The organism is Pseudoalteromonas sp. BZB3 (assembly GCF_040104455.1).
GTDB lineage: Bacteria > Pseudomonadota > Gammaproteobacteria > Enterobacterales > Alteromonadaceae > Pseudoalteromonas.
The window spans coordinates 161073-184449 of record NZ_JBECOS010000015.1 but is presented as its reverse complement, the minus strand read 5'-3'; the positions used below and the strand labels follow the sequence as shown (position 1 = coordinate 184449).

Below are 23377 nucleotides of genomic sequence, written 5' to 3'. Positions count from 1 at the left end.
TGCTTGGTGACCATAGCGTTTTGGAACCACCTGACTCCATGCCGAACTCAGAAGTGAAACGAAACAGCGTCGATGATAGTGTGGGTCTCCCATGTGAAAGTAGAACATTGCCAAGCACCTATTTAAAGAAAGCCCGATTCGAAAGAGTCGGGCTTTTTTGCTTTAAGTCCCTCTGCAATAGATAAAATAGCTAACTGCACCTTGCGCGAAAAGAATGTCAGCGTTTCACGCTCTGTCATTAACCTTTCGCACGATATTCACCTTGTGTAAAAGAACAGTGCTCACTACCTTCGCTGTCGGTAACCTTTTGCACTATGAAACAATCTCATGAGCTTTTATCTATCTAATATGCTGTAATGGTTAAACAATAATCATAAGGAACTCTAATGAAATCAATCTTATATGTCTTTTTCTTAACTATTTCATTATCAGCTTTTGCTAATCCATTGAAGGGTACTTGGGAGTATGTTAGTGGTGAATATGCAACCCCAGATGGAAATGTTAAAGCTGAAGCGCCGGCAGTAACTTCAACTCGAATCGTTTCAGATTCGCACTTCAGCTATATTACGCGTCATTCAAATAAGTTTGCTTATGCAGGTGGAGGTACTTATGTTATCAAAGATAATTACTTTATTGAGACAGTGGAATATGGCAATTTAGAAGACTACATCGGTCGAACAATGGCTTTTACCTTCAAAATAGAAGGTGATCTTTGGTACCACACCTTGTATGAGAATGGAAAGTTCGTTGAGAGTGAAATATGGAAAAGGGTAAAGAGTAAACTTTAAAATACCTTTATTACTCTGGATCTTAGAAAGTTATTGAAAATGTTCTGTAATTAAGTAAAGTACACTATCGCTTTTTAGAAGTTATATTGTAAGCAGTATTTACGTGTATATTGAATGCCAAATGCTGTTCAGGGGTTAGTATGAGCATAGAGCATAAGACAAGAACTCAACTTGTTGCAGAAGCAATTAGAGAAAAAATACTTTCTGGTGAGATCAAAGCTGGTGAACCATTAAGACAAGCTGCTTTAGCAGAAGAGTTGAACGTGAGCAGAATACCTGTTCGAGAAGCGTTACTACAATTAGAAGCTGAAGGTCTTGTTAATTTCGAAGCTCACAAAGGTGCAACAGCAACACAATTAAGTGCTGATCAAATAGATGAAATTTTTGACTTACGTGCTTTGTTAGAGGCTGAGTTATTAAGCCATTCTATTCAGAAGCTTACACCTCGTGATTTATTAGAAGCTGAAGCTATATTGTATGATTTAGAAGAGGCTGTTGAACGAGGTGACACACAACTAGCTACTGGTAAATTGAACGCTGAGTTTCACGGAAAGCTATATTGTAAGGCTGAGAGGCCGCAAACTGCGGAACTGGTAGATATGTATAGTAAGAACTCTGAACGATATGTTCGTATGCATATTTTACTGGCAGGTGGTTTTGCAACTGCGCCGGAAGAGCACCGTACTTTATTAGACTTATGTAAGCAAAAAGACATTGATGCAGCGTGTGCCTTCTTAAAAAAACATATTCTAAGTGCCAAAGAAGACATTAAAGAGCTTCTAATTAAAATGGAACAACAATAGGAAGAGCGGCTAGGCCGCTCTTTTTTACAATGTATATTTACTTATTATTCTATACACTTCGTTAATATTATCTCCGGCCTTAAACTCTTTAACAAGCGGCTCAGTCTCAGAGCCAATCCACAGTTTCAGTTCAGCATCCATGTCAAAGTGTCCAGCAGACTCTTTACTAAATTTAGTGATCTTGTTGTACGGGATAGTCAATATTTCCATTTTGGAACCTGTTACCCCTTGCTTATCAACTAATATCAAACGCTTATTAGTGAAAACAAACATATCGCGGATGACTTGATATGCTTTTTCTATTACTTCACCTTCGATCAAGCTATCTGCTAGTAACTCTTCTGTTTTACCACTATCTGCTTCACTTGCATTGCCTAATAATCCACTTAGTAAACCCATAATTACTCCTTATTGAATAGTTCGTTTTCTAACGTGTTACCGTTAATTAACTGTCGATATTGCCAATTTAGTTTATGACAATATTTTAGTAACTGTATATCGAATTGTTGATTTTCTGCTTTGTACTCAATAACAAACTCTTTACTTTGAGTTTGTTGTACATGGGTCACGTCTTGTAATTGTTTTAAGTAATCTAATGCCTGATGAGGTTCAGTTATTAGCTGTAGTGTTATATAACAGTGTTCACCTAGATAGCTATGTGTTTTGTGTTCTGATAGAACGCCTTGCTCTAGATATAAGATATTTGAACACAGTCTTTCAAGTTCATTTAGATCATGTGAGCTTAAGATAAAAGTTGCTTGGTCGCTTAAATCCGAAATTATATTTCTTATTTCTCTCGCATTTGCAGGGTCTAACCCTGCAGTTGCTTCATCAAGTAAAATAATTTCTGGTTTATTAATCAAGGCTTGTGCAATACAGACCCTTTTCCTCATACCATGAGATAACTCAGATACTCTGGCTGTGAGGTTATCTTTTAAACCTACTAACTCAAGTACTCTGTGGGTTTCACTTTTTGCATTGGATTTTGATAAGCCTTGGAGTCTGCCAAAGAAATTAAGTTGTTTTTCTAAAGAGAACCTTGGGTCTAATTGCGCATCTTGTGGCAAGGCTGAGAGTTTACTGAATAGTTTTGGATCTTCGAGTTCATAACCCAAGATTTCTACTTGTCCAGAGTCAGGTTTAAGGTATCCACACAGAATACTAAAAAGTGTTGTTTTACCAGCACCATTAGGGCCTATAAGCGCCGTTGTTTTGCCTTTTTCTATTTCAAAAGACACATCTTTCAAAGCTGCTTTTGATCCAAACGTCTTATTTATATTAGTTACTTTTATTACTAAACTCATAATGCACGTTTCCTTAAAGCAACAACCGAAATGAGAAACCAACCCACACTTTGAACAACAGGTAATAGCCAATCAATAAAAGATGTATTTTTTTGTCCTGCAATTTCTGTAATTTGTTCACCAGGAAAGGCATAGAACAAAACATTAATAAACGGAATGTAGTGAGCAAAATAAGCAATGACAGCTGAGCCTAATGTGAATAACAAAATTGCCATGACGATGCTTAATCTTGATGAGCTAGTCACTATGTTAAGAAATGCCATCAACGCAATAAAAGGCATGCTTACTAAAGTTAACTGTATACTGAGCTTTAAACCGAGTAATAAGCCACTTGAAAATAGAGAAGGGTCTCTATAAGACATAATGAGTAATGTTGCTAAGACAGTAAAAACAATTAAAATAGCGACGATTAATAGCTGTCCTAGATAACGGCCTAGGAGAATTTCGTCTCTCGTACTTCTAAGTGATAAAAATCTGAGCGTTCCTCTTTGTCTGTCTCCTACAGTTTGATCTGAGCTTACAAACAGTGAAAATAGTGGGAAGGAATAGAGTGATATTACCCAATAAATTGAAAACTCGGCTTCAGGCCAAGATATTAGTTCCTGAAAGCCTATGCTGCCTGCAAGTTGTCTAGTAATATCTTTAAACACTGGGCCACTTAAAAAAGGTACGGCTTCGGCAATGAGGTATTTAAAAATCATAAACCAAACCATTGCGAATGCGGCGAGTGCTAACAAGCCTCTTTTTGTAGCAAATAAACGCGTTAATTCAAATTGCGTAATCTGCCATACTCGAAACAATGACATAAATTCTCCTTTAATTTACGGTAACATTAGCTGTTACTCTAAGTAAATTAAAGACTTAAATTGTTTCAGAGTATGGCAGTTGTAACAAAGTCACCTAATAAAGAATAACTTTGTAATTACCAGCCACACTGCCGGCCTTTGTTTTGCTCATCTAAATATTTTTGCAGTGGTGCAAAGTAATCTAGGATTGCAGTTGCATCCATTTGTTCGCTGCCCGTAAGGGTCGCTAATGCTTCTTGCCATGGGCGACTACTACCCATCTCAAGCATAGTATTTAAACGTTCACCAGCTTCTTTAGAGTTATAAACAGAGCAACGATGAATTGACCCTTTGTCACCGGCTATTTCACACAGTGCTTTATGGAACTCAAATTGTAAGATATGTGCTAAGAAGTAACGTGTGTAAGGTACATTACCTGGAACATGATACTTTGCACCTGGATCGAAATCGTTTTCAGTTCTGGCTATTGGCGCTTTAATTCCTTGATATTTTTCACGAAGCTCCCACCAAGCTTGGTTGTATTCTGCAGGGCTGATTTCGCCATTGAATACTTTCCAACGCCATTGATCTACTAGTAATCCAAAAGGAATAAATGCAACTTTGTCTAGCGCCATCTTCATTAGCAAACCAATGTCTTTTGACTCGTCAGGTACTTCATCTAATAGACCAATTTCTTTTAAATACCCAGGTGTAACAGAAAGCGCAATTGTATCGCCAATGGCTTCATGGAAACCGTCATTCGCGCTTTCTTGGTAATATACTGGCTGAGTATTGTAAGCGCGTTGATAGAAGTTATGTCCTAACTCATGGTGAATAACAGAAAACTCCTCGCCTGTACGTTGAATACACATCTTGATACGTAAGTCTTCTTTAGCATCTAGATTCCACGCCGAAGCATGGCATTGTACATCTCTATCTTTTGGCTTGGTGAATAGGGAGCGACTATAAAATGTCTCAGGTAATGAAGCAAAGCCCATAGAGGTGAAAAACTTCTCAGCACCTTTAACCATGGTTAGTTCATCATAATTATGTTTCGCTAACAACTCTGTCACATCATAGCCTGGATCTGCATTTTCGGGTGCAACAACGTCATATATATTGCCCCAAGTTTGTGCCCACATATTACCTAGTAAGTGAGCAGGGATAGGTTGATTTTGAGGTACTTTATCTTCTCCATATTTCTCACCAAGTTTGGCACGAACATGACAATGTAAAGAGTCATAAAGTGGCTTTACTTGCCCCCAAATCCTGTCTAGTTCATCTGCAAAATCATCAGCTGGCATATCATATTTACTTCGCCACATTGCCCCTGTATCAGCATAGCCAAGCTCTTTAGCCCCTTCGTTTGTAAGAACAACTTGTTTTTCATAAAGAGGGCGCATTGGCTTTGCAACTTGTCGCCAACCTTGCCACATATCTAGTAATTCTTCGTAATCTCGAGACGTAGCCATTTTGGATGTCATATCACCCAGACTCATACACTCATTGCCTCTGCAATACTTGCCTTTACCGTACATACCGTCTAACTCGGCTAGAATATTTGCCAACTCTTTAGATTTCTCTGCATTTTGAGGAGCTGGCAGGGTTAGAGCCAATTTTAGCTTGTCCATTTTTCGGCGATTATCTTCACTTAAGGTCAGTGAATCGAATTTAGCTGCTTCATTAGCTAAACGAACGACTATATCTGTGTATTCACGATTTACATCTGCAGAGAGTGACGCTGTATCTTCAGTAATAAAGTTTGCATAAATCCAAGCCGCACGAGATGCTCTGGCGTTAAGGTCTACCAAAGTTTCGGCAGAGCTAGCTAGAAAGGTTTCGGCATCTTGCTCAGTGACTGTTTTATTTTGGCTTACGGTATTACAAGCTGTAAGGGTGAGTGTACTTGATACGATTAACGCCCCAATACTCAATTTAAATTTTGTTGTCATTATTTTTTCTCAGTTGTATTTATTCGGAGGAATAATAGCAGTGGTTGTTTGGTGCGACAATGTGATGCTGTTGGGAAGTGATGTTATGACAAATAAAAAAGGCTGGATAACCAGCCTTAAGTTTTAACCTTATCTTGCAAATGGGTCTGGGTTAATCTTATCGACGTACCATTTGCCTTTCTTACGTATCATTTGAACGCTGCGCATATCGTCAACTTGTTCACCTCGTAACATGCCAGTGAATACTAAGTTGACTTTGGCATCATCGCCATATTGCTCACGAAGGCTTTGATTGGTCATATCAACTTCAATTGTGACGGAGTCATACTGTAGATTTACTAAGTTTCTTGCAAATTGTTTTGCTGTTCCATAAGAGCGCATGATCCTACCCAACTTCGGAGTAGCAAGCTGTATCGCAGCATCAAAATCTTTTCTGTTATAGATTGCATCAAAATACATAGTCGCTGCGTAACCAGGACTGCTTTTGTCGCCCCTTGCAGATTCATCAGAGCCACAACCGAAAAGTGTAACTAGAACAAGAAGAAGCAGTGTGGTGATTTTTGTCATAATTAGAAAATCTTTTAAATAACTTAACTTAGTGTGTCTTCTTAAGTTTATTTTGTAAAGCGTATAAGAAAACTTTGAGAAACAAAAAAAGCTCGGCACTTACAATGCCGAGCTTTTTATCAGTTATCAAGATTAATTGTTTAGCGAATTTTCTAAATTCGCATTGACTGCATTATCGGTTTGTTTGTTTTTCTTACGAAACAAACCTTTGATATCTTCTAACACTACATACTGACACGGTATTAATATCAAAGTAATCACTGTTGCAAACAAAACGCCAAACGCAAGTGATACTGCCATTGGAATAACAATTTGAGCTTGCAAACTAGTTTCTGTGATAATTGGTACTAAGCCAATAAATGTTGTTAAGGATGTAAGTAAAATAGCTCTGAAACGTTTACATCCGGCCTCAACAACAGCTTGTTTTAGCGCAATCCCTTCTTCTCTGGCTTTGTTAACAAAATCAACCATGACTAGTGAATCATTTACTACAACACCTGCAACCGCGATGATCCCGAAGAAAGAGAGGCTGCTCATTGTCATGCCCATCACAACATGACCAAAGACAGCGCCAACAACACCAAATGGGATCACAGACATGATCAATATAGGTTGTGAGTAAGAGCGAAGCGGAATAGCAAGTAGCGCAAAAATGATCATCATTGATAGCGCAAAATCACGAATTTGCTCAGCAACACTGTCCATTTCCTCTTGAATTCGACCAGCAACGCTACTTTGCACACCAGGGTAGTTCTTCAATAAAGAAGGCAGGTATTCATCACGAATTTCTTCAGCAATTTTGAACGGCTCAGCTTGGTTTGTATCTACTGCAGCCCATACATTGATTGTACGTTTAGCATTTTCACGGCGAATACGACTTACACCGTCAACTAAATTGATTTTAGCAACTTCTACAAGAGGTACTTCAGCACCCGCTGGAGTAATGATACGGACATTTTGTATGTCACTGATAGAGTTACGAGACTCTTTAGGGTAGCGGATCATCACTTTAATTTCTTCACCATCACGAAGAATACGTTGTGCTTCTAACCCGTAATAACTAAAGTTAACCTGAGATGCAACATCAGCTAGAGTTAAGCCCATGCTGTATGCAAGTGGTTTTAATTCCAACTGTACTTCGTCTGTAGCACTTTGCATAGAGTCGTTTACGTCACCTACGCCAGCCATAGAGTTCAGTTTAGCTTTAAGTTGTTCAGCAACTTCTTTCAACTCATCTTTATTCTTACCTTCGAGTCTGAAGCTGATGTCACCATCATCTCGGCCACCATTCATGATGCTATCTTCGATGTTAAGTGTTTTAACACCCGGTAAAGGCGGCATTTGTTCGCGCCACATGGCACTTAACGCGAAAGTGTCGATAGGACGAAGGTCAGGTTCAACTAGGATTGCCATGATCTGAGCATTGGTTCTACCTCGTAAGCTAACCGAAAGGTCACGTACCATTTTTTGGCCATATTTAGCTTCGATTTGTTTATCAACTTCTAAAATAAGCGCTTCAACTTTCTGGGCAGTTTCAAGTGTTGCAGTTTCAGAGCTTGAGAGGTTCATCTCTATTCTTACTTGAGGGAAGTCATGCGGAATTTTAGGGTTTGCGACAAACTTCACTAATCCACCTGCAAACATGCCAGCAGCGACTATAAGTACAGTTAAGAAACCAACAATTACGGTGTAACGGTAGTGAATACAGCGTTCAATAAATGGGCGGTAAAGGTTTTCAATAAAGTTCTTAAGACCCCCGTCTAAAATCTCACGTAAGCGGTGGAATGGGTTTTTAGGGTTACTTGGCTTATCTTTCATCGCTGCTAAGTGAGCTGGTAAGATTAGCTTAGACTCAACTAGAGAGAAGATTAGGCAAAGAATAATGACACCACCAATGGCTTTTGAAAATGCCGCTGCAGGGCCGGTCGCTAATGTTTGAGGTAAAAACGCGGCAACCGTTGTCAAAACACCAAAAGTTGCTGGAATAGCAACGCGTTTTACACCACGAACTACGTTATCAAGGCTATGGCCTTTCTTTTCTATTTCTGCATGGACAGATTCACCCACCACAATGGCATCGTCAACCACAATACCGAGCACTAGAATGAATGCGAATAATGAAGCGAGGTTAATGGTCACATCTAAAAAACCCATCGGCATAAATAAAAATGCACCAAGGAACGAAACTGGCAAGCCCATCATTACCCAAAAAGCTAAGCGAACACGCAAGAACAGCGCAAGCATCAACATAACCAGAATACCACCCCAAATCATATTCTCGATCATCATATTCAAACGACCATCTAGGTAGTAAGTTAAATCAATGAACGGTTCTATTTGAACGTCTGCTGGTAACGTTTTGTTGCGTTCAGCTAGGTATCTCTTAACTGTATCAGCAACTTTGGTAATATCTTGATCTTTTGACGCTCTTAGTTCAAAAGTCAGTGAATTTTTGCCATTGTATTTCGAAAATTGTAAGCCTTCTTCAAAACCATCTTTAACAACTGCAACATCTCTTAAGAAAATTTGTGCGCCATCTTCTAATGTTTTTAATGGTAAGTTTTCAAATTCATGACCTCGATATGCTTGATTTTCAACACGCATTGAGATGTAGCCATTATCAGAACGTATTTGACCAGCTGACATATTGGCTGAAAAGGCACGCACTGCTGAAGATATATCACGGAAAGTTAAGCCATATTCACGAAGCTTATCTGGGCTAACCTCGATACCAATTTCATAGTTTAAACCACTAAAAAAACTTAAAAGGTTTACACCAGGAAGCGCTAACATTTCGTCATGTAAAGTATTCCCTAGTTCTTTTAGTTCGGCATTACTCAAGCTACCACTCAGTGACATCCACATCACTTCTTGCTCGAACTTGTCGTATCGAACAATAGGGCGCTCCATGCCTATTGGAAAACTCGAAATTGAATCAATCTGCATTTTCACTTCATCAAGTACTTCCTGCGGGTTGTAACCTTCTTGAACTTGTATCCAAGTTTGCGAAAATCCACGGTTAGAGTAGGTGATTAGTCGTTTGATCCCTTCAAGGCCTTCCATTGATTCTTCGACTTTAATGGTTATGCCTTCTTCAACCTCTTGTGGCGCCGCCCCAGGGTAAACAGCTTGAATACTTAACCATGGGCTTTCAAATTGCGGAAACATTTGTTTGCGAATAGAAAAAGCCGTTAAGATCCCGCCGACCAATATAAATATCATTAATAAATTTGCAGCAACGGGGTTGCGTGCAAACCAGGCAATTAAGCCTTTTTCAGTTGATGTACTCATGCTTATTCCTCCTTAAGTGCAAGCTGCGTTTCAGGAGAAGAAATAGGAGAGTCATCAGTACGAAGTTGCATACCCTCTGTCGGATACTCTAGTGCAGATGTGATGATTTGAGCGCCATTCATCAGACCTTGATCTATGATTGCCATGCCATTTGTTTCACGGATGATATTGACGCCTTTGAAGCTCAATGTTAAATCATCATTTAGAACGGCAACCTTATTGTCTTTAATTAAGTGTTGAGGTACTTGAATGGCATTTTCAACTAAGGCGCCTTCAATAAAAGCATTTAAGTACGCACCAAAGCGGAGCTGTTTTGAACTATCAGAATAAGGTTGCGGAACTTGTGCAACTAAATAAGTCATTCGACTGCGTTGATCAATGACACCTTCGCTGCGAACCACTTTACCTTGCCAAGTAACTGTTTTACCGGCTACTTGTGCTGTTAAAGCGACATTAGCATTAACACCTTGTTGAGGTAGGTATTGTAATTCATGATCAGCGACGGGAAGACGTATTTCAGCCACTGAAGTTGAGTTTAAAATACCAAATTTACTACCAGGGTTTACAACACTCCCTAAACTGACAACACGACTATCGATAATTGAATCATAAGGTGCTTTGATGTAAGTGCGTTCAAGGTTTCGTTTTGCGCGTTTTACACTTGCTTGAGCGGCCTTAAAGCGGGCAAGTTTTTCAGCAAGTTGAGGTTTACGCAAATAAAGTTCAGAAGGTATGGTCTCATTGGCATTATTCTTAATACGCTGCCATTCTTTTTTAGCAACATGTGCTTGAGCCTGTTCAATTTCAAGTGCAGAGCTTGCTTGTGCAAGGCTAGCCTCTGCTTCGATTAAAGCTGCTTCATAGTCGTTAGGATCTATGCGGGCTAAAATATCACCTTGTTGAACAAAGCCGCCTTTTACAAATTTATCTGAAAGCTCAATAATTTGTCCGCTAACTTGTGCGACTAGTTCTGTTGTGTACTTAGGTTTAACTATTCCATAGGACTCAACGTTGAGTCTCATATCTGAGATGGTGATAGGCGCAGCCTGTACAAGAGGGTGAATGATTTTCTCAGGTTTTTTTTCAGGTGCTTGTTTCATTGATGAAAGTCCAATGAAAACAGCAACACCACCAGCTAAAACCGCTAAGGGTAAGAAAATTTGTTTTTTACTAGCCACAATAATAGTCCTTCCGACGGTAGAATGACGCTTCAGCATTCTATTTTATTAATCTACACAATGAGCATACTCGATCAGATGTTTCTAGGTATTTATATGCAGTAAGAAGATGTAACAATCCGTGTATTCATGACATAGTTATTTACATTTGTAGGTACAACCTAGATTATAAATATAGTTGATATTTACAGGATAAATGATTCAGTGATTAATAAGGCTTGTTTAGCGTGTTAAACTGTCTTTCTTATCACTTTTAAAGGCCGTCTTAACGTGGAGTGTCGATTGCACTGTGGGGCTTGTTGTATAGCGCCAAGCATAAGTACAAGTTTTCCGAATCACCCAAATGGTAAAAAAGCAGGGGAACGTTGTAAAAACTTGACCGATGATAACTTGTGTAAATTATTTGGTCAGCCGGAACGCCCTCCTGTTTGCCATGATTTTAAGGCGGTGGAGTGGGTATGTGGTCAAAACCAAACTGAAGCACTTCAGATCCTAACTGAACTTGAAACCCTGACTAGTTGATCATAATCCACCTGCTAGATCTATGAAGTTTCCTGTTGCATAAGATGCTTTGTCTGAAGCTAACCAATAAATGGCTTCAGCGACTTCTTCTGGCTTTCCACCTCGCTTCATAGGCAGCTTTTCTTTTAATCTATTTACTCGATCTGGCTCTCCGCCGTCTGCATGAATGTCTGTGTAGATTAACCCAGGCCTTACACAATTAACGCGAATGCCATTTGCAGCAACTTCTTTTGCAAGGCCGACAGTGAGCGTATCGATGGCGCCCTTGCTTGCAGCATAATCTATATATTCGTTAGGTGAGCCTGTTCTCGATGCTGCTGAAGAGACATTAATAATACTGCCGCCGGTACCACCAAATTCTGAAGACATATGTTGAATGGCGTATTTAGAACACAGAAAATAGCTCATCACATTACTCGTCAATACCTCTTTTACTCGCTCCTCAGTTAACTCGATAAGTTTTGCTTGTGGTTTCAAAATACCCGCATTATTCACAAGCACATCGATAACACCCAGCTGCTCAGTGACAACCTCAAATAGTTTGTGTACTTCGCTTTCTTTATTAACATCAGCTTGTACGGCAATGGCTGTTCCACCCATAGACTTAATTTTGCCGACAACTTCGTTAGCTGCATCTGCATTGTTGAGGTAATTAACGCAAACGGCATAATTATTTTTTGCGAATAACAACGCTGTAGCTGCACCAATCCCACGGCTAGCTCCTGTAATTACAACTATTTTCTTTGATGTCATGTGTATTCCTTATCGGTAAAAAATAATTAAGTTAATCACTCGTTGCAAAAAAAGTGTTTTTTAGGTGGTAGATAAATGGCTATTTAAAGCAATGACAACAATCAAAAGGATATGATTATGAAATTTAACCTTAAAAAGCAAAACCTAAAGCAATTAAATCGTAACGTAAACGACTTAGAAAAGCAGCAAATCCCTCAAGTAGCTGGTGGTGTTTTGACTGATTATGCTTGTCTACCAACAGGTCATATTTGTCACCGTTTAAGTAAAGATGGTCATAATTCTTGTCTTTGCTGATTCGATGTTGAGCCTTCGGGCTCTTTTAAAGCTAAGTTTTAATCGACTGAGAAATTCACTCAAATTTACTATGCTTAAATCAGAGTTTGTAAATTCGAAGATTTCCATGAAAACCTTAACCTGTTTTGTTTTTCTATTTCTGGCTGTTCCTTCATTCGCAAATTCAATTGTTGAAAATAAAATCACAGAAGCCGAAGATTATTTAACTGTAAATCCTGCACACACTCTAATTTTGCTTGATAGCATTTACGATAAAGAACGTTTCTCTGACGAACAATTTATTCGTTGGCATTTGATCAGAATGAGAGCCGCTGTACCAACAAATCAATTAGATAAACTCAGTGAGTCTTTAGCAACCGTATTTCACCACAAACAGCATCCTTACTTTAAAGCCCATTTAACTTCATTTCTGAGTGGAGCTGGGATATATCTTAGGAAAAAGCAATCTCTGGCTGATGCGCAAAAAAGTTTAGAGTGTGCTTATAGATATGCGCAAAATGAAAAACAAAGATTAACTTTAACGAATAGTTTAGCTTTGGTTGCACGCCAGCAGAGCGATTATGATAGTGCAAGGTTACTTTATAAAAAAGCTCGGGCATTGGCGGTAGAGAATAAACGGGAGAGCATCATTGCAATGATAGATAATAACCTCGGAATGATTGAATTCGATGTAGGCAATATTAAAGAGGCTGAAGCGTATTACCGACAAGCATTAAAAGGCTATCAACTGATCGATAAGCGCTCAGGAATAGTGACTGCTAGCATTAATTTACTTTTTTCATTCTTACTACAAGATAAGTTTTTAAATTATCAGCGCTTGTATTCACCAACTGCAACCTTGACCCTCGCTTTTCCTAATCAATCTAAACAATCTCTTTTGTATTGGATCCATCAAAGATATCTACAGCTACAGGGAGGAAAAATTACCTCTCAAACAATTAAAAAACTAAAAGAGGCATACATTAATTTAGAAGATATTAAAGTCAAAATACATATTTATAAATATCTTGCCGATGATATGAACATCTCGCTTAAAGCCCCTGAAAATAAAACTAATCAAGAATTCAATCGCCCATGGTTTTTGGCCGTTAAGCAGTGCGATTGGGTTTTGGATTAGTCACTTCCAACTTGAGTCTACATATTTCTTCAATAAACCCTTAACTAAAGCGTCACGAGTTTGTAAGAAACCATGTTTAATCTATGCCAAATCAATCTGGACTAGACCAGATTCAAACCCAAAATTAGAGATAAACGCAATGAAAAAACTATCCTATGTCGCAGCTGCAATATTGCTGGCTCAAAGCGCACACTCTTTTGCATCAAATGGCAAACTTGTTGGTTCAGTGAAAGATCTGAATAGCCATTTGTCAGGTGCAATGATCACCGTGAAAGGGCAAAAAGCAACGGCGGTCACAGATTATCGCGGTCGATTTGAACTGCCGAATGTGAAAAGTGGCGAATATACACTTGTAGTGAGCTACATGGGGTACGACAGCGCTGAAGTAAAAGTAAAAGTACTAGACTCTGAAATTACTTTACTCGACCCAATCACCTTAAACTCGCAACAGCAAATAGAAGAGGTTGTGAGTGTGGGTCAAATATTTCGGGGTGAAATGGCGGCCGCGAATAATCAAAAAAATGCTTCGAATATTATCAGTGTGATCGCAGCCGACGGAATTGGAAAATTACCCGACAGAAATGCAGCAGAAGCGGTGCAACGTATTCCCGGTGTGTCAATTGAGCGCGATCAGGGCGAAGGACGTTTCGTAGCTGTTCGTGGCCTACCATCGCAATGGAGCTCAGCTAGTATCAACGGCAATCGGCTCCCAACTGCAGAAGAAGAAACAACGAGTAGGGCAACGGCATTTGATTTTTTTCCGAGCGAGTTAATTGAGTTTGTTGAAGTATCTAAAGCGATCACCCCAGATATGGAAGGCGATGCAATTGGCGGCAGTGTTAATTTCATAACTAAAAAATCAGCAGATGACTTTGTGTTTAAAACAAACTTTGGATTAGGCCAAAACGAGCTAGCAGAGGGCACAAATTACTCTGCAAATGTGGTTTACGGAGACCGCTTACTTGATGACAAACTCGGTTTTATTGTCAATGCCACGGCTTGGAAGCGTGATTGGGCAACTGATAACTACGAACCAAGACGCCGTGGTGAAGGCGAAAACTTCGGGATTTATCGACTAGAGCTGCGAGATTACACCGGCACCCGCGAAACATATGGTTTAAATGGTTCTATTGAGTACGACTTGGAGAGTGGCAGTATCAGTGCCAGTGCATTATATGGCACCTTAGTTGATGATGAAACGCACTACAAACACCGACTTCGTTTTGATAAAGACAGAGTTGAGCTACAGCATATTCGTAATGAATTAATTACTGAAATGAACGGTTTAGAGTTCGCGGGTGTCCACAATATCGGCTTTGATAAAACCATAAACTGGCAGTTAGCGAGCTATGAAAATGAGTTCAAATATGGTGATAAACCAAATGGCCAAGATAACAGCTATTTTGTTATGCGTTTTGACCAGAAAAACGTCGGTTATGTTGGTTTGCAAAAAGCAGCAAATGGAAAAAACTACGCGTATAACCTAGTGGATGGGGGGGCTGATCCTTGGAATGCGATCAGTAACCATTTTGCAAATGGTTTCGCATTGGATGCAACTCAAGCTGGCTTATCTTGGGTTGAGTTATATAAAGTGTATGTTAAAGAGAAAGATAGGTTGGTTGCTAACCTTGATTTTGAATGGCAAAGAGATTCTGACCTAACCTTTCAATTCGGTGCTAAATACAGAGATAAAGTTCGTTATGCAGATTTTGCAGATGAATTTTACGAGTGGAATAGTGATGAATTTGGTACAGCACCAACACTTGCTGATTTTACACTTGTTGATCAACCCGGGCGAAGCGATTATCTATCAGAAGCTAATTTCAATTACCAAGCACAGTTTTCTCAAGTGGCCACAACTGAAGATGCAATGGCATTTTGGAATACAAATCGAGATAAATTCAGATTGGTAGATGGTGAATCAGCACTCATCAGCAATGGTGGCGCACTCGGTCGAAATTTTGATGTAGAAGAAACCCATACTTCACTTTACGGTATGGCAACCTATCAAATGAGCGCTCAGTTAGAAATACTCGCAGGACTACGACTGACGCAAACTAAGACCAATGTATCCGGTTACACCTACTTAGCCGATAAACAACAGACTGTAGAAACCACGCAGAGTAATGATTATCTTTCTGTGCTGCCAGCTCTACATCTTACCTATCGTGCTGATGAATCGAAAAATTATCGTGTTGCATTAACAAGAAGCTTTGCGCGTCCAGACTTTGGCTCATTAACTCCGGGGGCAACTTATCTAGAAGCAGACAACAAGCTTGATTCAGGTAACCCTGCGCTAGAGCCAACTTATTCTAACAACCTAGATGTAATGTTAGAGCATTACTTTGACAGAGTAGGTCTTGTGTCTGCGGGTGTGTTTTATAAAGATATTCAAGATCCAATTTTCGAAAAACGCTCGATTGGCAATTACAACGGTCGTGATGGCGTTAATATTGTTCGCCCAGAAAATGGCGACAGCGCGTGGCTTGCAGGGATAGAGTTTGCGTTTAATCGTGACCTTACTTTTATTTCTCCACAGTTACAAAACTTTGGTGTTATGACCAATGCCACATTTATGGATTCAGAAATGACCATTCCAGAGCGGGCAGGCAAGGTTGCTATCCCAAGGCAAGCAAAAGAATTATATAACTTTACTCTTTACTATGACGATACTGAATTTGCAGCTCGTATCGCTGTGAATCATAAAGGTGCTTATATCGAAGAGCATGGTAAATCAGCAAACAGCGACAGTTATTATGGTGCAAATACTAGTGTTGATTTTACAACTTCTTATCAAATCAACGAACAAGCTTTGGTTTATCTAGAGCTTAATAATCTCACCAATGAAGCACTTGAATACTACATGGGCGAAAAGGGCCGACCGCTACAAGTTGAGTACTACGGTATGCGCGCAATGATTGGCTTTAACTACCAGTTCTAACGGTAACTTAAACGTCTAGTTTTTGTTTCTTATATTTCTTAGCTGTTTTGCGAGGTCAGAGATTGGCCTCGTAATTTTCAAGGTTTATTTATGAACTCTTTATCGCTTTGGCAAGTGCCGCCAAAATGGTTAAGGCCAGCTCAAGGGCTCGCTTTTGTTGCTTTTGCTGCCTGTAGTGCGTTTATGACGTATTTCTGTATGTATGCATTTCGAAAGCCCTTTTCGGTTAATAGTTATACCGAGCTGGATCAAGACCACTGGCTCGTCAGTTTCAAAATAGCTTTGATTTTATCGCAAGTATTTGGCTACTTAGTGGCTAAATTTATCGGTGTAAAAGTCATTGCTGAGATGCAGCATGCAAACCGAGCAAAAACCATTCTCTGGATGATAGTGAGTGCCGAACTTGCCTTGATCTTATTTGCTATCTCACCTTCACCACTGAATGTGATTTGGTTATTTTTTAATGGCTTATCGCTTGGCATGATCTGGGGTCTGGTTTTTAGCTACCTAGAAGGGCGTAAAACCACTGAGTTACTTGGTGCAGTGTTAAGTGTAACGTTTATTCTTGCGTCGGGCTTAGTTCGTACTGTGGGTAAATGGCTTATGGTTGAAATACAGGTATCAGAAATGTGGATGCCAGCAGTAACTGGCGCCATTTTCTTACCTCTTTTGGTTATCTCTGTGTTGTGTTTGAACAGTTTACCGGCGCCTACAGCATCGGATGAGCAAGCCAGACAAAAAAGAGCACCAATGAACGGCGCGCAAAGGTGGGCGTTTTTTAAAGAATACGGGGTTGGGATCACCTTACTGGTACTAAGTTTCTTACTCTTCACTGGGTTTCGAGATTTTCGAGATAATTTTTCTTCAGAAATTTGGAATGCACTTGGGTATGGACAAGAGCCTGCCATTTTTGCTTATGCAGGCGTTCGAGTCTCTTTAATTGTCTTAATTGCGTTAGCGGCTTTGGTATTGATTAAAAATAACCGTATCGCATTTTTTGCAAATCATGGCTTTATCTTGTTGGGCACGGCTTTACTGGCAACAAGTACATGGGCGTTTGAGCAGAGTCTGCTGGATGCTAAAGCTTGGATGGTGTTACTTGGCGCAGGGCTTTATATTAGTTACATCCCCTATAATTGCTTTCTATTTGACCGAATGATATCAGCAGTTGGCTCAACCGCAAATGCTGGGTTTTTGCTTTATCTCGCAGACTCAGCAGGTTATGTCGGCTCAGTTGGCATTTTACTCTACAAAACTTTTGCATCACCAGGGTTAAGCTGGTTGAGCTTTTTCATTATGGCTTGTTACTGGGTAGCGGCAATTGCCAGTGTGCTGGTGGCCAGCTCCTTGCTGTATTTCAGTTTCAAACTCAAACCTTTTAGACCTGGTTACTCTCTACAACCAGCACATCAAAACTAACAAACAGGAACATCAAAATGAAACATATTGAAGCGCTAATTTTAGATTGGGCGGGCACAGTTGTGGATTATGGCTCAATCGCACCCACGAGTATCTTTGTTGAGGCTTTTAAGCAAGGCTTTGATTTTGAGATTAGTCTTGAAGAAGCTCGAGGCCCGATGGGAATGGGGAAATGGGACCATATTCATACTTTATTGAATATAGGCTCTATCCAAGTTCGTTGGCAAAATCAATTCGGTCGTTTGCCTAATAAAGAAGATGTCGACCAAATTTACAATACATTTATGCCCTTACAGCAGGCTAAAGTAGCTGACCGTGCTGCACCAATTGAAGGCGTTCTAGCAGTGATACATCGATTGCAATCCGATAACGTCAAAATAGGCAGTTGCTCAGGGTATCCAAAACCTGTGATGGATGTATTGGTGCCTGCAGCGGCAGAATATGGTTATAAACCTGATTGTGTGGTTGCAAGTGATGAGTGCGAAGCCGGCTCTCGTCCTGGGCCTTGGATGGCATTAGAAAATGTACAAAAACTGGGTATTTCTCGAGTAAGTGCCTGCGTAAAGGTAGATGATTCAGTACATGGTATTAGTGAAGGGCTAAATGCAGGGATGTGGACAATAGGCATCGCGGTAACAGGCAATGCCATTGGTTTGAGCGAACAGGAATGGGTAAATGAGAGTCAAGCAACACAGGCGTCGCTTACTCGCAAAGCTTATGCGCAATTGACTTCGGCGGGTGCCCATTATGTTATTGATTCGCTCGCTGATATTGAGCCGATTTTACATGCGATAGAAGCCAGAATAGCAAGAGGAGAAAGACCTTAATGCGCTATGTGCCTTTTTGGTTCGATGAGGTGATGACTGAGGCAGATGAAAAATCTGCCTCACATTTGACTCATGATATAACCACAGATGTATGTATTATTGGTGGAGGTTTTACAGGGCTTTGGACAGCAATTAATCTGAAACTAACAAAGCCTGAACTTGATGTTGTGATTATTGAAAAGGACTTATGCGGACAAGGTGCTTCAGGCAGAAATGGCGGTGCTATGCTCACCTGGTCTACAAAGTTTGGCAGCTTAATTAAGCAAGTCGGTTTAGAGCGGGCGATGAATTTGGTCAAAGTCTCCGAACAAGCAGTACATGACATTAAAGCGTTCGCTGAAAAGTATGGTATTGACTGTGATTGTCGAGTTGATGGTACGTTTTATACGGCATCGAACGCCTCACAGCAAAATGCCTTTGAGCCTGTGCTGGATTTACTTGCTTCACATCAACTTAATGCTTGGCAAAGTGTTACACAAGATAAGCTTGTGATGACGGGGTCAAAAGCGAATTTATCTGCAATATTTTCGCCTCATGCTGGCAGTGTTCAACCAGCCAAATTAGTCCGAGGTATATTTAGAGTAGCCAAGGAACTTGGTGTGAAAGTATATGAACGGACCAAGTATATTCACTATCAGGGCGATGAAACTTTAAATATAAAAACTGACAGAGGCATGATCAAAGCCAATAAAATGGTGTTTGCAGTGAATGCTTGGCTCCCTATGCTTGAGCCACAATTTGCGCGTTCTGTGGTGTTAGTTTCAAGTGATATGGTTATCAGCAAAGCTAACCCAGAAACAATTAAAGCTATGGGGCTAAACCATGGCGCTCCAATTATAGATAGCCGAATTTTCGTAAATTATTATCGAACCACGCCATCAGGCAGACTAATGCTTGGCAAAGGCGGCAACTATTTTAGCTATGCAAATCATGTGTCAAAGAGGTTTGATCAGCCGAGTAGATATTTGGAAATGATGAAGCATTACTGGCAATATTTTTTTAATCATAGCGGCTTAGAAATCGAAAGAAGTTGGACAGGACCCTCTGATAGAAGTGTCAGTGGACTGCCTTTTTTTGGGCAATTAAACACTCAGGAAAACATTTACTATGGCAGCGGATACTCAGGTAATGGCGTCGTGCAGAGTTACCTTGGCGGTAACATTTTGGCGAGTTTAATTTTAAACAAAGCAGATAAGTGGCGAGATTGTGGCTTAGTTAATCAGCCAATTGCACAATTTCCTGTTGAGCCAATTAGAAGCTTAGGGGCATACATGGTGCGAAATGCTATTAGGCGAAAGGAATATGCTGAGGACTTAGGAAAACAAGCTAAACTTTGGGATATTTATCTGAGTAAATATAGTGGAACAGCCGCTAAAGTTGATACGTCAGTTAATAAATAGCAACAATATTCGAGTGTGACAATTATATAGCCTTGTATTTGTAATCTAGATAGGTAAATTAAGAGAGGATTCATATTTCAGTTGTTATAAAGGCAATTTGATTTGAGGTGCATTAGGATATGTATAATTACGCTGTTTTAATATTATTGCTTATTTCGAGCTTTAGTTTAGCTGCAAACAATGATGTTTTGTCTTTGGATAGAGTCGATGTCGGCCAAGTTAAATTTGCTTTTGAAAACGACTCAAATATATACCCAGACGAGAGTGAATTTAACATCGACCATTTTGTTTTGATGAGCAACGACAATGGTGAGCGATGGGGAATTTTAACCATTACCAACCAGTCGAGCGGTCGCAGAGAATTACAAGCAAAACACATCATGGCGTTGTTTGCAGACGGTTCAAGATATTCCCCCATAAACTTTAAACAGCCTTTCAATGGCAATGAAACACAGTCTATTACTTTGAATTTTGGGGAAAACAAGTTTCCGATCTTATCCGTTTACACGAGAAATTAATAATTGACTGTACAGGTCTAAAAATTAGATTTATCGCATAGGCGATAATCTAAATAGTATTTGTCTAGTTCAGGTTTTGCGCCCTGCGTAAGGTAGTTGTACATTAGCTCGGCGCTTTTCTTGCCCATCTCAAAAGGCTTTGGTCCTAGATTCACAGTTGATAGACCGTGCTTAAGTGCATCAAGTTGAATTTGCTCAGTGTCGGCTGAGATCATCACAAAGTTACCGTCGGCTATTTTACCTTTTACTGCTTTCATCGTCTCTATATAGTCAGGGTTAAACTGAGCAAATCCTGCCACAGCCAAGAAGATTGGCGGATTTTTTAGAGGAGAAAAGCGCTCTACTTGTTCCAACGAGGCATGTCTTTTCCCCATGGTATAAAGCGGGCAGCGAGGATGTTCTACCCAACCACTGTTGCCAGATAGACGCTTTTTACTTTGACCAGATAATGCATGACGCACCCCAGCAAGGCGGGCATTCAGATTTGGTGTTGTTTGATGCCCCGACTTTAAACAAATGCTCTGTTTTTCTGCTGTTTTGTATTTTTTTGCTAATTCTCCTAAGGCAACAGCAAAATCAAAATCATTAGTCCTTATGTAAGCAAGCCTTTATTGATGTTTGGGTAATAAGTCAGAGTCGAATGTGATGACTGGAATATTTTACTTCAGTATGTAAGTTTAATTATTAGAACTTAGATAACAAATTCGTTTAATTCAAATTAACACTAGATTCTGTTTGTCATAAAACTGCAGTAAGCTTGTAGAATTGAGTCATTTAAATAGTTTGTTAAATAAGTTGCTTATGTTGTTGTATCAAATCATCCGAAATCATATTCAAAACTTGGTCAATGAGGGGCGTTTAAAAGCCGGTTCTAAACTTCCTTCGGAGCGCAGTTTGCAAGAGCAGTTCAACTCTACAAGGATCACTGTGAGAGAAGCGTTAGCTAGGTTAGAATCTGAAGGGGTGATCTATAGTCAAAAACGCCGAGGCTGGTTTGTTACCCCTGAAAAGCTAAAATGGCATCCAGCACGCAAAGTGAATTTTAACGCTTTATCTGAATCTCAAGAGTTTACGCCTTCTACCAAAGTCATCGAACTGATGGCTCCTTCCAATGAGCACAGCATTGCATTTACTCACTTTGATGATAAGCCAATTTACAAACTGACTCGAGCTCGATATTTAGATGGAAGAGGTGTACTAGTTGAAGAAATTCACTGTTTAGCAGCGCGTTTTAATCATTTAGAAAAACAAGTTTTAAATGGATCAATCACTGATGTTATGAAACAGCATTATCAGGTTGATGTTTCTCATGAACAGTGCAACATCAGTGTCACTGTGCTTCCTGATTATGCGGCTGAATTACTTGAAAAAAATAGCGGTACGCCTTGCTTAAAAGTGCAAAGGGCGCGTTATGATTGCGAAGATAATTTGGTCGACTTTAACATTGAATTCTGGCTACATGATTGTATTGAAATGGTAGTGGAAGGAAGTTAAAACTTGGAAGATTTTGGATAACGAAAAAAGCAAAAGCGATTGATTATTTATAAATATGCTTTTGCTTTACTTTCCAGGAAATTTTTCAATTAAAGATAATAAAGACTACCAGTATTTCGCTTCATAAATGGCTTGAAGTAAGCCTTCTACGTCTTTCTTATATACTTCACCAATGTTGCCTATTCTAAAGCAATCAGCGTCTGAAACTTTTCCTGGATAGATAACATAGCCAAGCGACTTTAGCCTTTCATAAAATTGTTTAAAGTCATATTCAGGTTCGTTAGGTGAATAAAACGAGGTAATTATTGGTGAATGCAACGGAGCTGGCAAAAGTGTCTCAAAGTCAAGCTCTCTCATACCACTGACAAGTAAAGACTGGTTTGATTTATAGCGGCTATACCTTGCATCAACCCCTCCTTCTTGTTCAAGTTCAATCATTGCCTGTGCAAATGCTCTGACTACGTGTGTAGGTGAAGTAAAGCGCCATTTACCACTATTTTGTTCCATAGTTTGCCATTGATCATACAGATCTAAAGATAGAGAGTGTGCATTGCCTTTGCACTTTGAAATCAATGCACGTTTACAGATCACAAAACCAAAGCCAGGAACACCTTGAATACACTTATTCGAAGAGCTAATTAAAACATCAATACCTAGCTTTATCATATCGATGGGTATTCCACCAAAGCTGCTCATCGCATCTACAATAAACGTTTTTTTGTAATGACTCACAAGCTCTGCCACAGCATCTAGTGGGTTAAGCATGCCAGTAGTCGTTTCACAATGAACCATGGCAATATGGCTTATATGTGGGTTTTCTTTAAGCGTTTGCTCAACGTGGTCAACGTCAGGATAGTGCGTCTCTGCAAAATCTAGACTAATGACATTGATGTTGAGATAGTCTGAGATTTGTTTAATACGCGCACCATAAGCACCATTATTTATAACAAGTAAGGTGTCTTTTTTTGAGATGAAAGTACCTAGGGCCGCTTCAACAGAAGCGGTGCCACTGCCTTGCATTAAAGTGGCAGTTAATAGTTCAGTGCTACCGGCAAGCGAACATAATTGGGTTCTAATTTTTTCAACAATCTCAACGTTGTAGTCGTCATCCCAAGTGCACCAATCTTGTAACATGGCTTCTTTTACTGTTTTAGATGTACTGAGAGGGCCGGGGGTAAGTAACAAATAGTTATTTTTCATAAAAACTCCATCTGGTCTATACCAATAATTAGAGCATACGTTCTATGATGTTTTGATGATGTAATTGTGACAGTTTGCGATGCGCTGATTTAAATTAATAGATTAAAAATACCTGTTCATTGTGAAATATAGGGCTAAAATTACAGTAGTTGCACAAGTTTAAAAATCACATGCTTCAACGCTTTTTTTATTTAATCTGTTTGTTTGCTTGCGTTACGGCTCAG

Annotated in this window: 21 protein-coding genes and 1 rRNA gene; 12 read left to right on the top strand and 10 right to left on the bottom strand. The window is 39.6% G+C overall.

The window, feature by feature from the left end; translation table 11 throughout:
* Positions 1-2: 2 nt before the first annotated feature.
* The 3 genes from rrf (at position 3) to ABMY35_RS17635 (ending at position 1591) form a co-directional block, all read left to right on the top strand.
* Positions 3-116: ribosomal RNA gene (gene rrf, locus ABMY35_RS17645) — 5S ribosomal RNA — on the top strand.
* 270 nt (positions 117-386) lie between these two features.
* Positions 387-788: a hypothetical protein gene (locus ABMY35_RS17640; protein ID WP_349287402.1), complete on the top strand. Its 402-nt coding sequence runs from the start codon at positions 387-389 to the stop codon at positions 786-788.
* 140 nt (positions 789-928) lie between these two features.
* Positions 929-1591 carry a GntR family transcriptional regulator gene (locus tag ABMY35_RS17635; protein ID WP_349287401.1) on the top strand — a complete coding sequence of 221 codons (663 nt, stop codon included), beginning with the start codon at positions 929-931 and terminating at the stop codon, positions 1589-1591.
* Between the two features lie 24 nt (positions 1592-1615).
* On the opposite strand, the gene ABMY35_RS17630 is transcribed toward ABMY35_RS17635, so the two are convergent.
* The 7 genes from ABMY35_RS17630 to ABMY35_RS17600 all read right to left on the bottom strand — a co-directional run bounded on the left by ABMY35_RS17630 (position 1616) and on the right by ABMY35_RS17600 (position 10668).
* Positions 1616-1990 carry a PH domain-containing protein gene (locus ABMY35_RS17630; protein ID WP_138560614.1) on the bottom strand — a complete coding sequence of 125 codons (375 nt, stop codon included), beginning with the start codon at positions 1988-1990 and terminating at the stop codon, positions 1616-1618.
* 2 nt (positions 1991-1992) lie between these two features.
* Entirely contained in the window at positions 1993-2895 is a 903-nt protein-coding gene (locus ABMY35_RS17625) for an ABC transporter ATP-binding protein (protein ID WP_349287400.1), read from the bottom strand.
* A complete protein-coding gene (locus ABMY35_RS17620) occupies positions 2892-3701 on the bottom strand; it encodes an ABC transporter permease subunit (protein WP_349287399.1) in 810 nt (269 codons plus the stop codon). The genes ABMY35_RS17625 and ABMY35_RS17620 overlap by 4 nt, the downstream gene beginning before the upstream one ends.
* 116 nt (positions 3702-3817) lie before the next feature.
* On the bottom strand, positions 3818-5632 hold the full coding sequence (locus ABMY35_RS17615) for a M2 family metallopeptidase (protein WP_349287398.1): 1815 nt from the start codon (positions 5630-5632) through the stop codon (positions 3818-3820).
* 129 nt (positions 5633-5761) lie between these two features.
* Complete coding sequence (locus ABMY35_RS17610; RefSeq protein ID WP_349287397.1) at positions 5762-6199, bottom strand: hypothetical protein; 438 nt, start codon at positions 6197-6199, stop codon at positions 5762-5764.
* A 132-nt stretch (positions 6200-6331) separates the two neighbouring features.
* Positions 6332-9490, bottom strand: a complete 3159-nt coding sequence (locus ABMY35_RS17605) for an efflux RND transporter permease subunit (RefSeq protein ID WP_349287396.1) — start codon at positions 9488-9490, stop codon at positions 6332-6334.
* A gap of 2 nt (positions 9491-9492) precedes the next feature.
* The gene (locus ABMY35_RS17600; protein ID WP_349287395.1) at positions 9493-10668 is read right to left on the bottom strand and encodes an efflux RND transporter periplasmic adaptor subunit; all 1176 of its coding nucleotides are present in this window, start codon (positions 10666-10668) and stop codon (positions 9493-9495) included.
* 270 nt (positions 10669-10938) lie between these two features.
* On the opposite strand from ABMY35_RS17600, the gene ABMY35_RS17595 reads away from it, so the two are divergent.
* Complete coding sequence (locus ABMY35_RS17595) at positions 10939-11190, top strand: YkgJ family cysteine cluster protein (RefSeq protein ID WP_138482505.1); 252 nt, start codon at positions 10939-10941, stop codon at positions 11188-11190.
* Here the strand turns inward: ABMY35_RS17595 and ABMY35_RS17590 are convergent, their stop codons facing one another.
* Positions 11191-11943, bottom strand: a complete 753-nt coding sequence (locus ABMY35_RS17590; protein WP_349287394.1) for an SDR family oxidoreductase — start codon at positions 11941-11943, stop codon at positions 11191-11193.
* Between the two features lie 117 nt (positions 11944-12060).
* Between ABMY35_RS17590 and ABMY35_RS17585 the strand changes: the two genes are divergently transcribed.
* The 7 genes from ABMY35_RS17585 (at position 12061) to ABMY35_RS17555 (ending at position 20459) form a co-directional block, all read left to right on the top strand.
* A complete protein-coding gene (locus ABMY35_RS17585) occupies positions 12061-12237 on the top strand; it encodes a hypothetical protein (protein WP_349287393.1) in 177 nt (58 codons plus the stop codon).
* Positions 12238-12343: 106 nt separating this feature from the next.
* The gene (locus tag ABMY35_RS17580; protein WP_349287392.1) at positions 12344-13354 is read left to right on the top strand and encodes a tetratricopeptide repeat protein; all 1011 of its coding nucleotides are present in this window, start codon (positions 12344-12346) and stop codon (positions 13352-13354) included.
* A 139-nt stretch (positions 13355-13493) separates the two neighbouring features.
* A complete protein-coding gene (locus ABMY35_RS17575; RefSeq protein ID WP_349287391.1) occupies positions 13494-16295 on the top strand; it encodes a TonB-dependent receptor in 2802 nt (933 codons plus the stop codon).
* Between the two features lie 90 nt (positions 16296-16385).
* The gene (locus ABMY35_RS17570) at positions 16386-17714 is read left to right on the top strand and encodes a DUF5690 family protein (RefSeq protein WP_349287390.1); all 1329 of its coding nucleotides are present in this window, start codon (positions 16386-16388) and stop codon (positions 17712-17714) included.
* A 17-nt stretch (positions 17715-17731) separates the two neighbouring features.
* Positions 17732-18541, top strand: a complete 810-nt coding sequence (gene phnX / locus ABMY35_RS17565; RefSeq protein ID WP_349287389.1) for a phosphonoacetaldehyde hydrolase — start codon at positions 17732-17734, stop codon at positions 18539-18541.
* Entirely contained in the window at positions 18541-19941 is a 1401-nt protein-coding gene (locus tag ABMY35_RS17560; RefSeq protein WP_349287388.1) for an FAD-dependent oxidoreductase, read from the top strand. Before phnX ends, ABMY35_RS17560 begins: the two co-directional genes overlap by 1 nt.
* Positions 19942-20060: 119 nt before the next feature.
* Positions 20061-20459, top strand: coding sequence for a hypothetical protein (locus ABMY35_RS17555; protein WP_349287387.1), 399 nt, complete (start codon positions 20061-20063; stop codon positions 20457-20459).
* 17 nt (positions 20460-20476) lie between these two features.
* Here ABMY35_RS17555 and ABMY35_RS17550 read toward each other — a convergent pair whose 3' ends face one another.
* Entirely contained in the window at positions 20477-21055 is a 579-nt protein-coding gene (locus ABMY35_RS17550; RefSeq protein ID WP_349287407.1) for a substrate-binding domain-containing protein, read from the bottom strand.
* Between the two features lie 205 nt (positions 21056-21260).
* On the opposite strand from ABMY35_RS17550, the gene ABMY35_RS17545 reads away from it, so the two are divergent.
* Positions 21261-21953: a UTRA domain-containing protein gene (locus ABMY35_RS17545; RefSeq protein WP_349287386.1), complete on the top strand. Its 693-nt coding sequence runs from the start codon at positions 21261-21263 to the stop codon at positions 21951-21953.
* A 105-nt stretch (positions 21954-22058) separates the two neighbouring features.
* Here ABMY35_RS17545 and phnW read toward each other — a convergent pair whose 3' ends face one another.
* Positions 22059-23153 carry a 2-aminoethylphosphonate--pyruvate transaminase gene (phnW, locus tag ABMY35_RS17540; protein WP_349287385.1) on the bottom strand — a complete coding sequence of 365 codons (1095 nt, stop codon included), beginning with the start codon at positions 23151-23153 and terminating at the stop codon, positions 22059-22061.
* Positions 23154-23377 lie beyond the last annotated feature (224 nt).

Excerpts from the sequence above, each read along its gene's own strand:
- ABMY35_RS17585 (WP_349287393.1), top strand. The coding sequence starts at position 12,061 with ATGAAATTTAACCTTAAAAAGCAAAACCTAAAGCAATTAAATCGTAAC.
- phnX (WP_349287389.1), top strand. The coding sequence starts at position 17,732 with ATGAAACATATTGAAGCGCTAATTTTAGATTGGGCGGGCACAGTTGTG.
- ABMY35_RS17575 (WP_349287391.1), top strand. The coding sequence starts at position 13,494 with ATGAAAAAACTATCCTATGTCGCAGCTGCAATATTGCTGGCTCAAAGC.
- ABMY35_RS17615 (WP_349287398.1), bottom strand. The coding sequence starts at position 5,632 with ATGACAACAAAATTTAAATTGAGTATTGGGGCGTTAATCGTATCAAGT.
- ABMY35_RS17545 (WP_349287386.1), top strand. The coding sequence starts at position 21,261 with ATGTTGTTGTATCAAATCATCCGAAATCATATTCAAAACTTGGTCAAT.
- ABMY35_RS17580 (WP_349287392.1), top strand. The coding sequence starts at position 12,344 with ATGAAAACCTTAACCTGTTTTGTTTTTCTATTTCTGGCTGTTCCTTCA.
- ABMY35_RS17610 (WP_349287397.1), bottom strand. The coding sequence starts at position 6,199 with ATGACAAAAATCACCACACTGCTTCTTCTTGTTCTAGTTACACTTTTC.
- ABMY35_RS17560 (WP_349287388.1), top strand. The coding sequence starts at position 18,541 with ATGCGCTATGTGCCTTTTTGGTTCGATGAGGTGATGACTGAGGCAGAT.
- ABMY35_RS17590 (WP_349287394.1), bottom strand. The coding sequence starts at position 11,943 with ATGACATCAAAGAAAATAGTTGTAATTACAGGAGCTAGCCGTGGGATT.
- ABMY35_RS17630 (WP_138560614.1), bottom strand. The coding sequence starts at position 1,990 with ATGGGTTTACTAAGTGGATTATTAGGCAATGCAAGTGAAGCAGATAGT.
- ABMY35_RS17625 (WP_349287400.1), bottom strand. The coding sequence starts at position 2,895 with ATGAGTTTAGTAATAAAAGTAACTAATATAAATAAGACGTTTGGATCA.
- ABMY35_RS17635 (WP_349287401.1), top strand. The coding sequence starts at position 929 with ATGAGCATAGAGCATAAGACAAGAACTCAACTTGTTGCAGAAGCAATT.
- phnW (WP_349287385.1), bottom strand. The coding sequence starts at position 23,153 with ATGAAAAATAACTATTTGTTACTTACCCCCGGCCCTCTCAGTACATCT.
- ABMY35_RS17570 (WP_349287390.1), top strand. The coding sequence starts at position 16,386 with ATGAACTCTTTATCGCTTTGGCAAGTGCCGCCAAAATGGTTAAGGCCA.
- ABMY35_RS17555 (WP_349287387.1), top strand. The coding sequence starts at position 20,061 with ATGTATAATTACGCTGTTTTAATATTATTGCTTATTTCGAGCTTTAGT.
- ABMY35_RS17640 (WP_349287402.1), top strand. The coding sequence starts at position 387 with ATGAAATCAATCTTATATGTCTTTTTCTTAACTATTTCATTATCAGCT.
- ABMY35_RS17605 (WP_349287396.1), bottom strand. The coding sequence starts at position 9,490 with ATGAGTACATCAACTGAAAAAGGCTTAATTGCCTGGTTTGCACGCAAC.
- ABMY35_RS17620 (WP_349287399.1), bottom strand. The coding sequence starts at position 3,701 with ATGTCATTGTTTCGAGTATGGCAGATTACGCAATTTGAATTAACGCGT.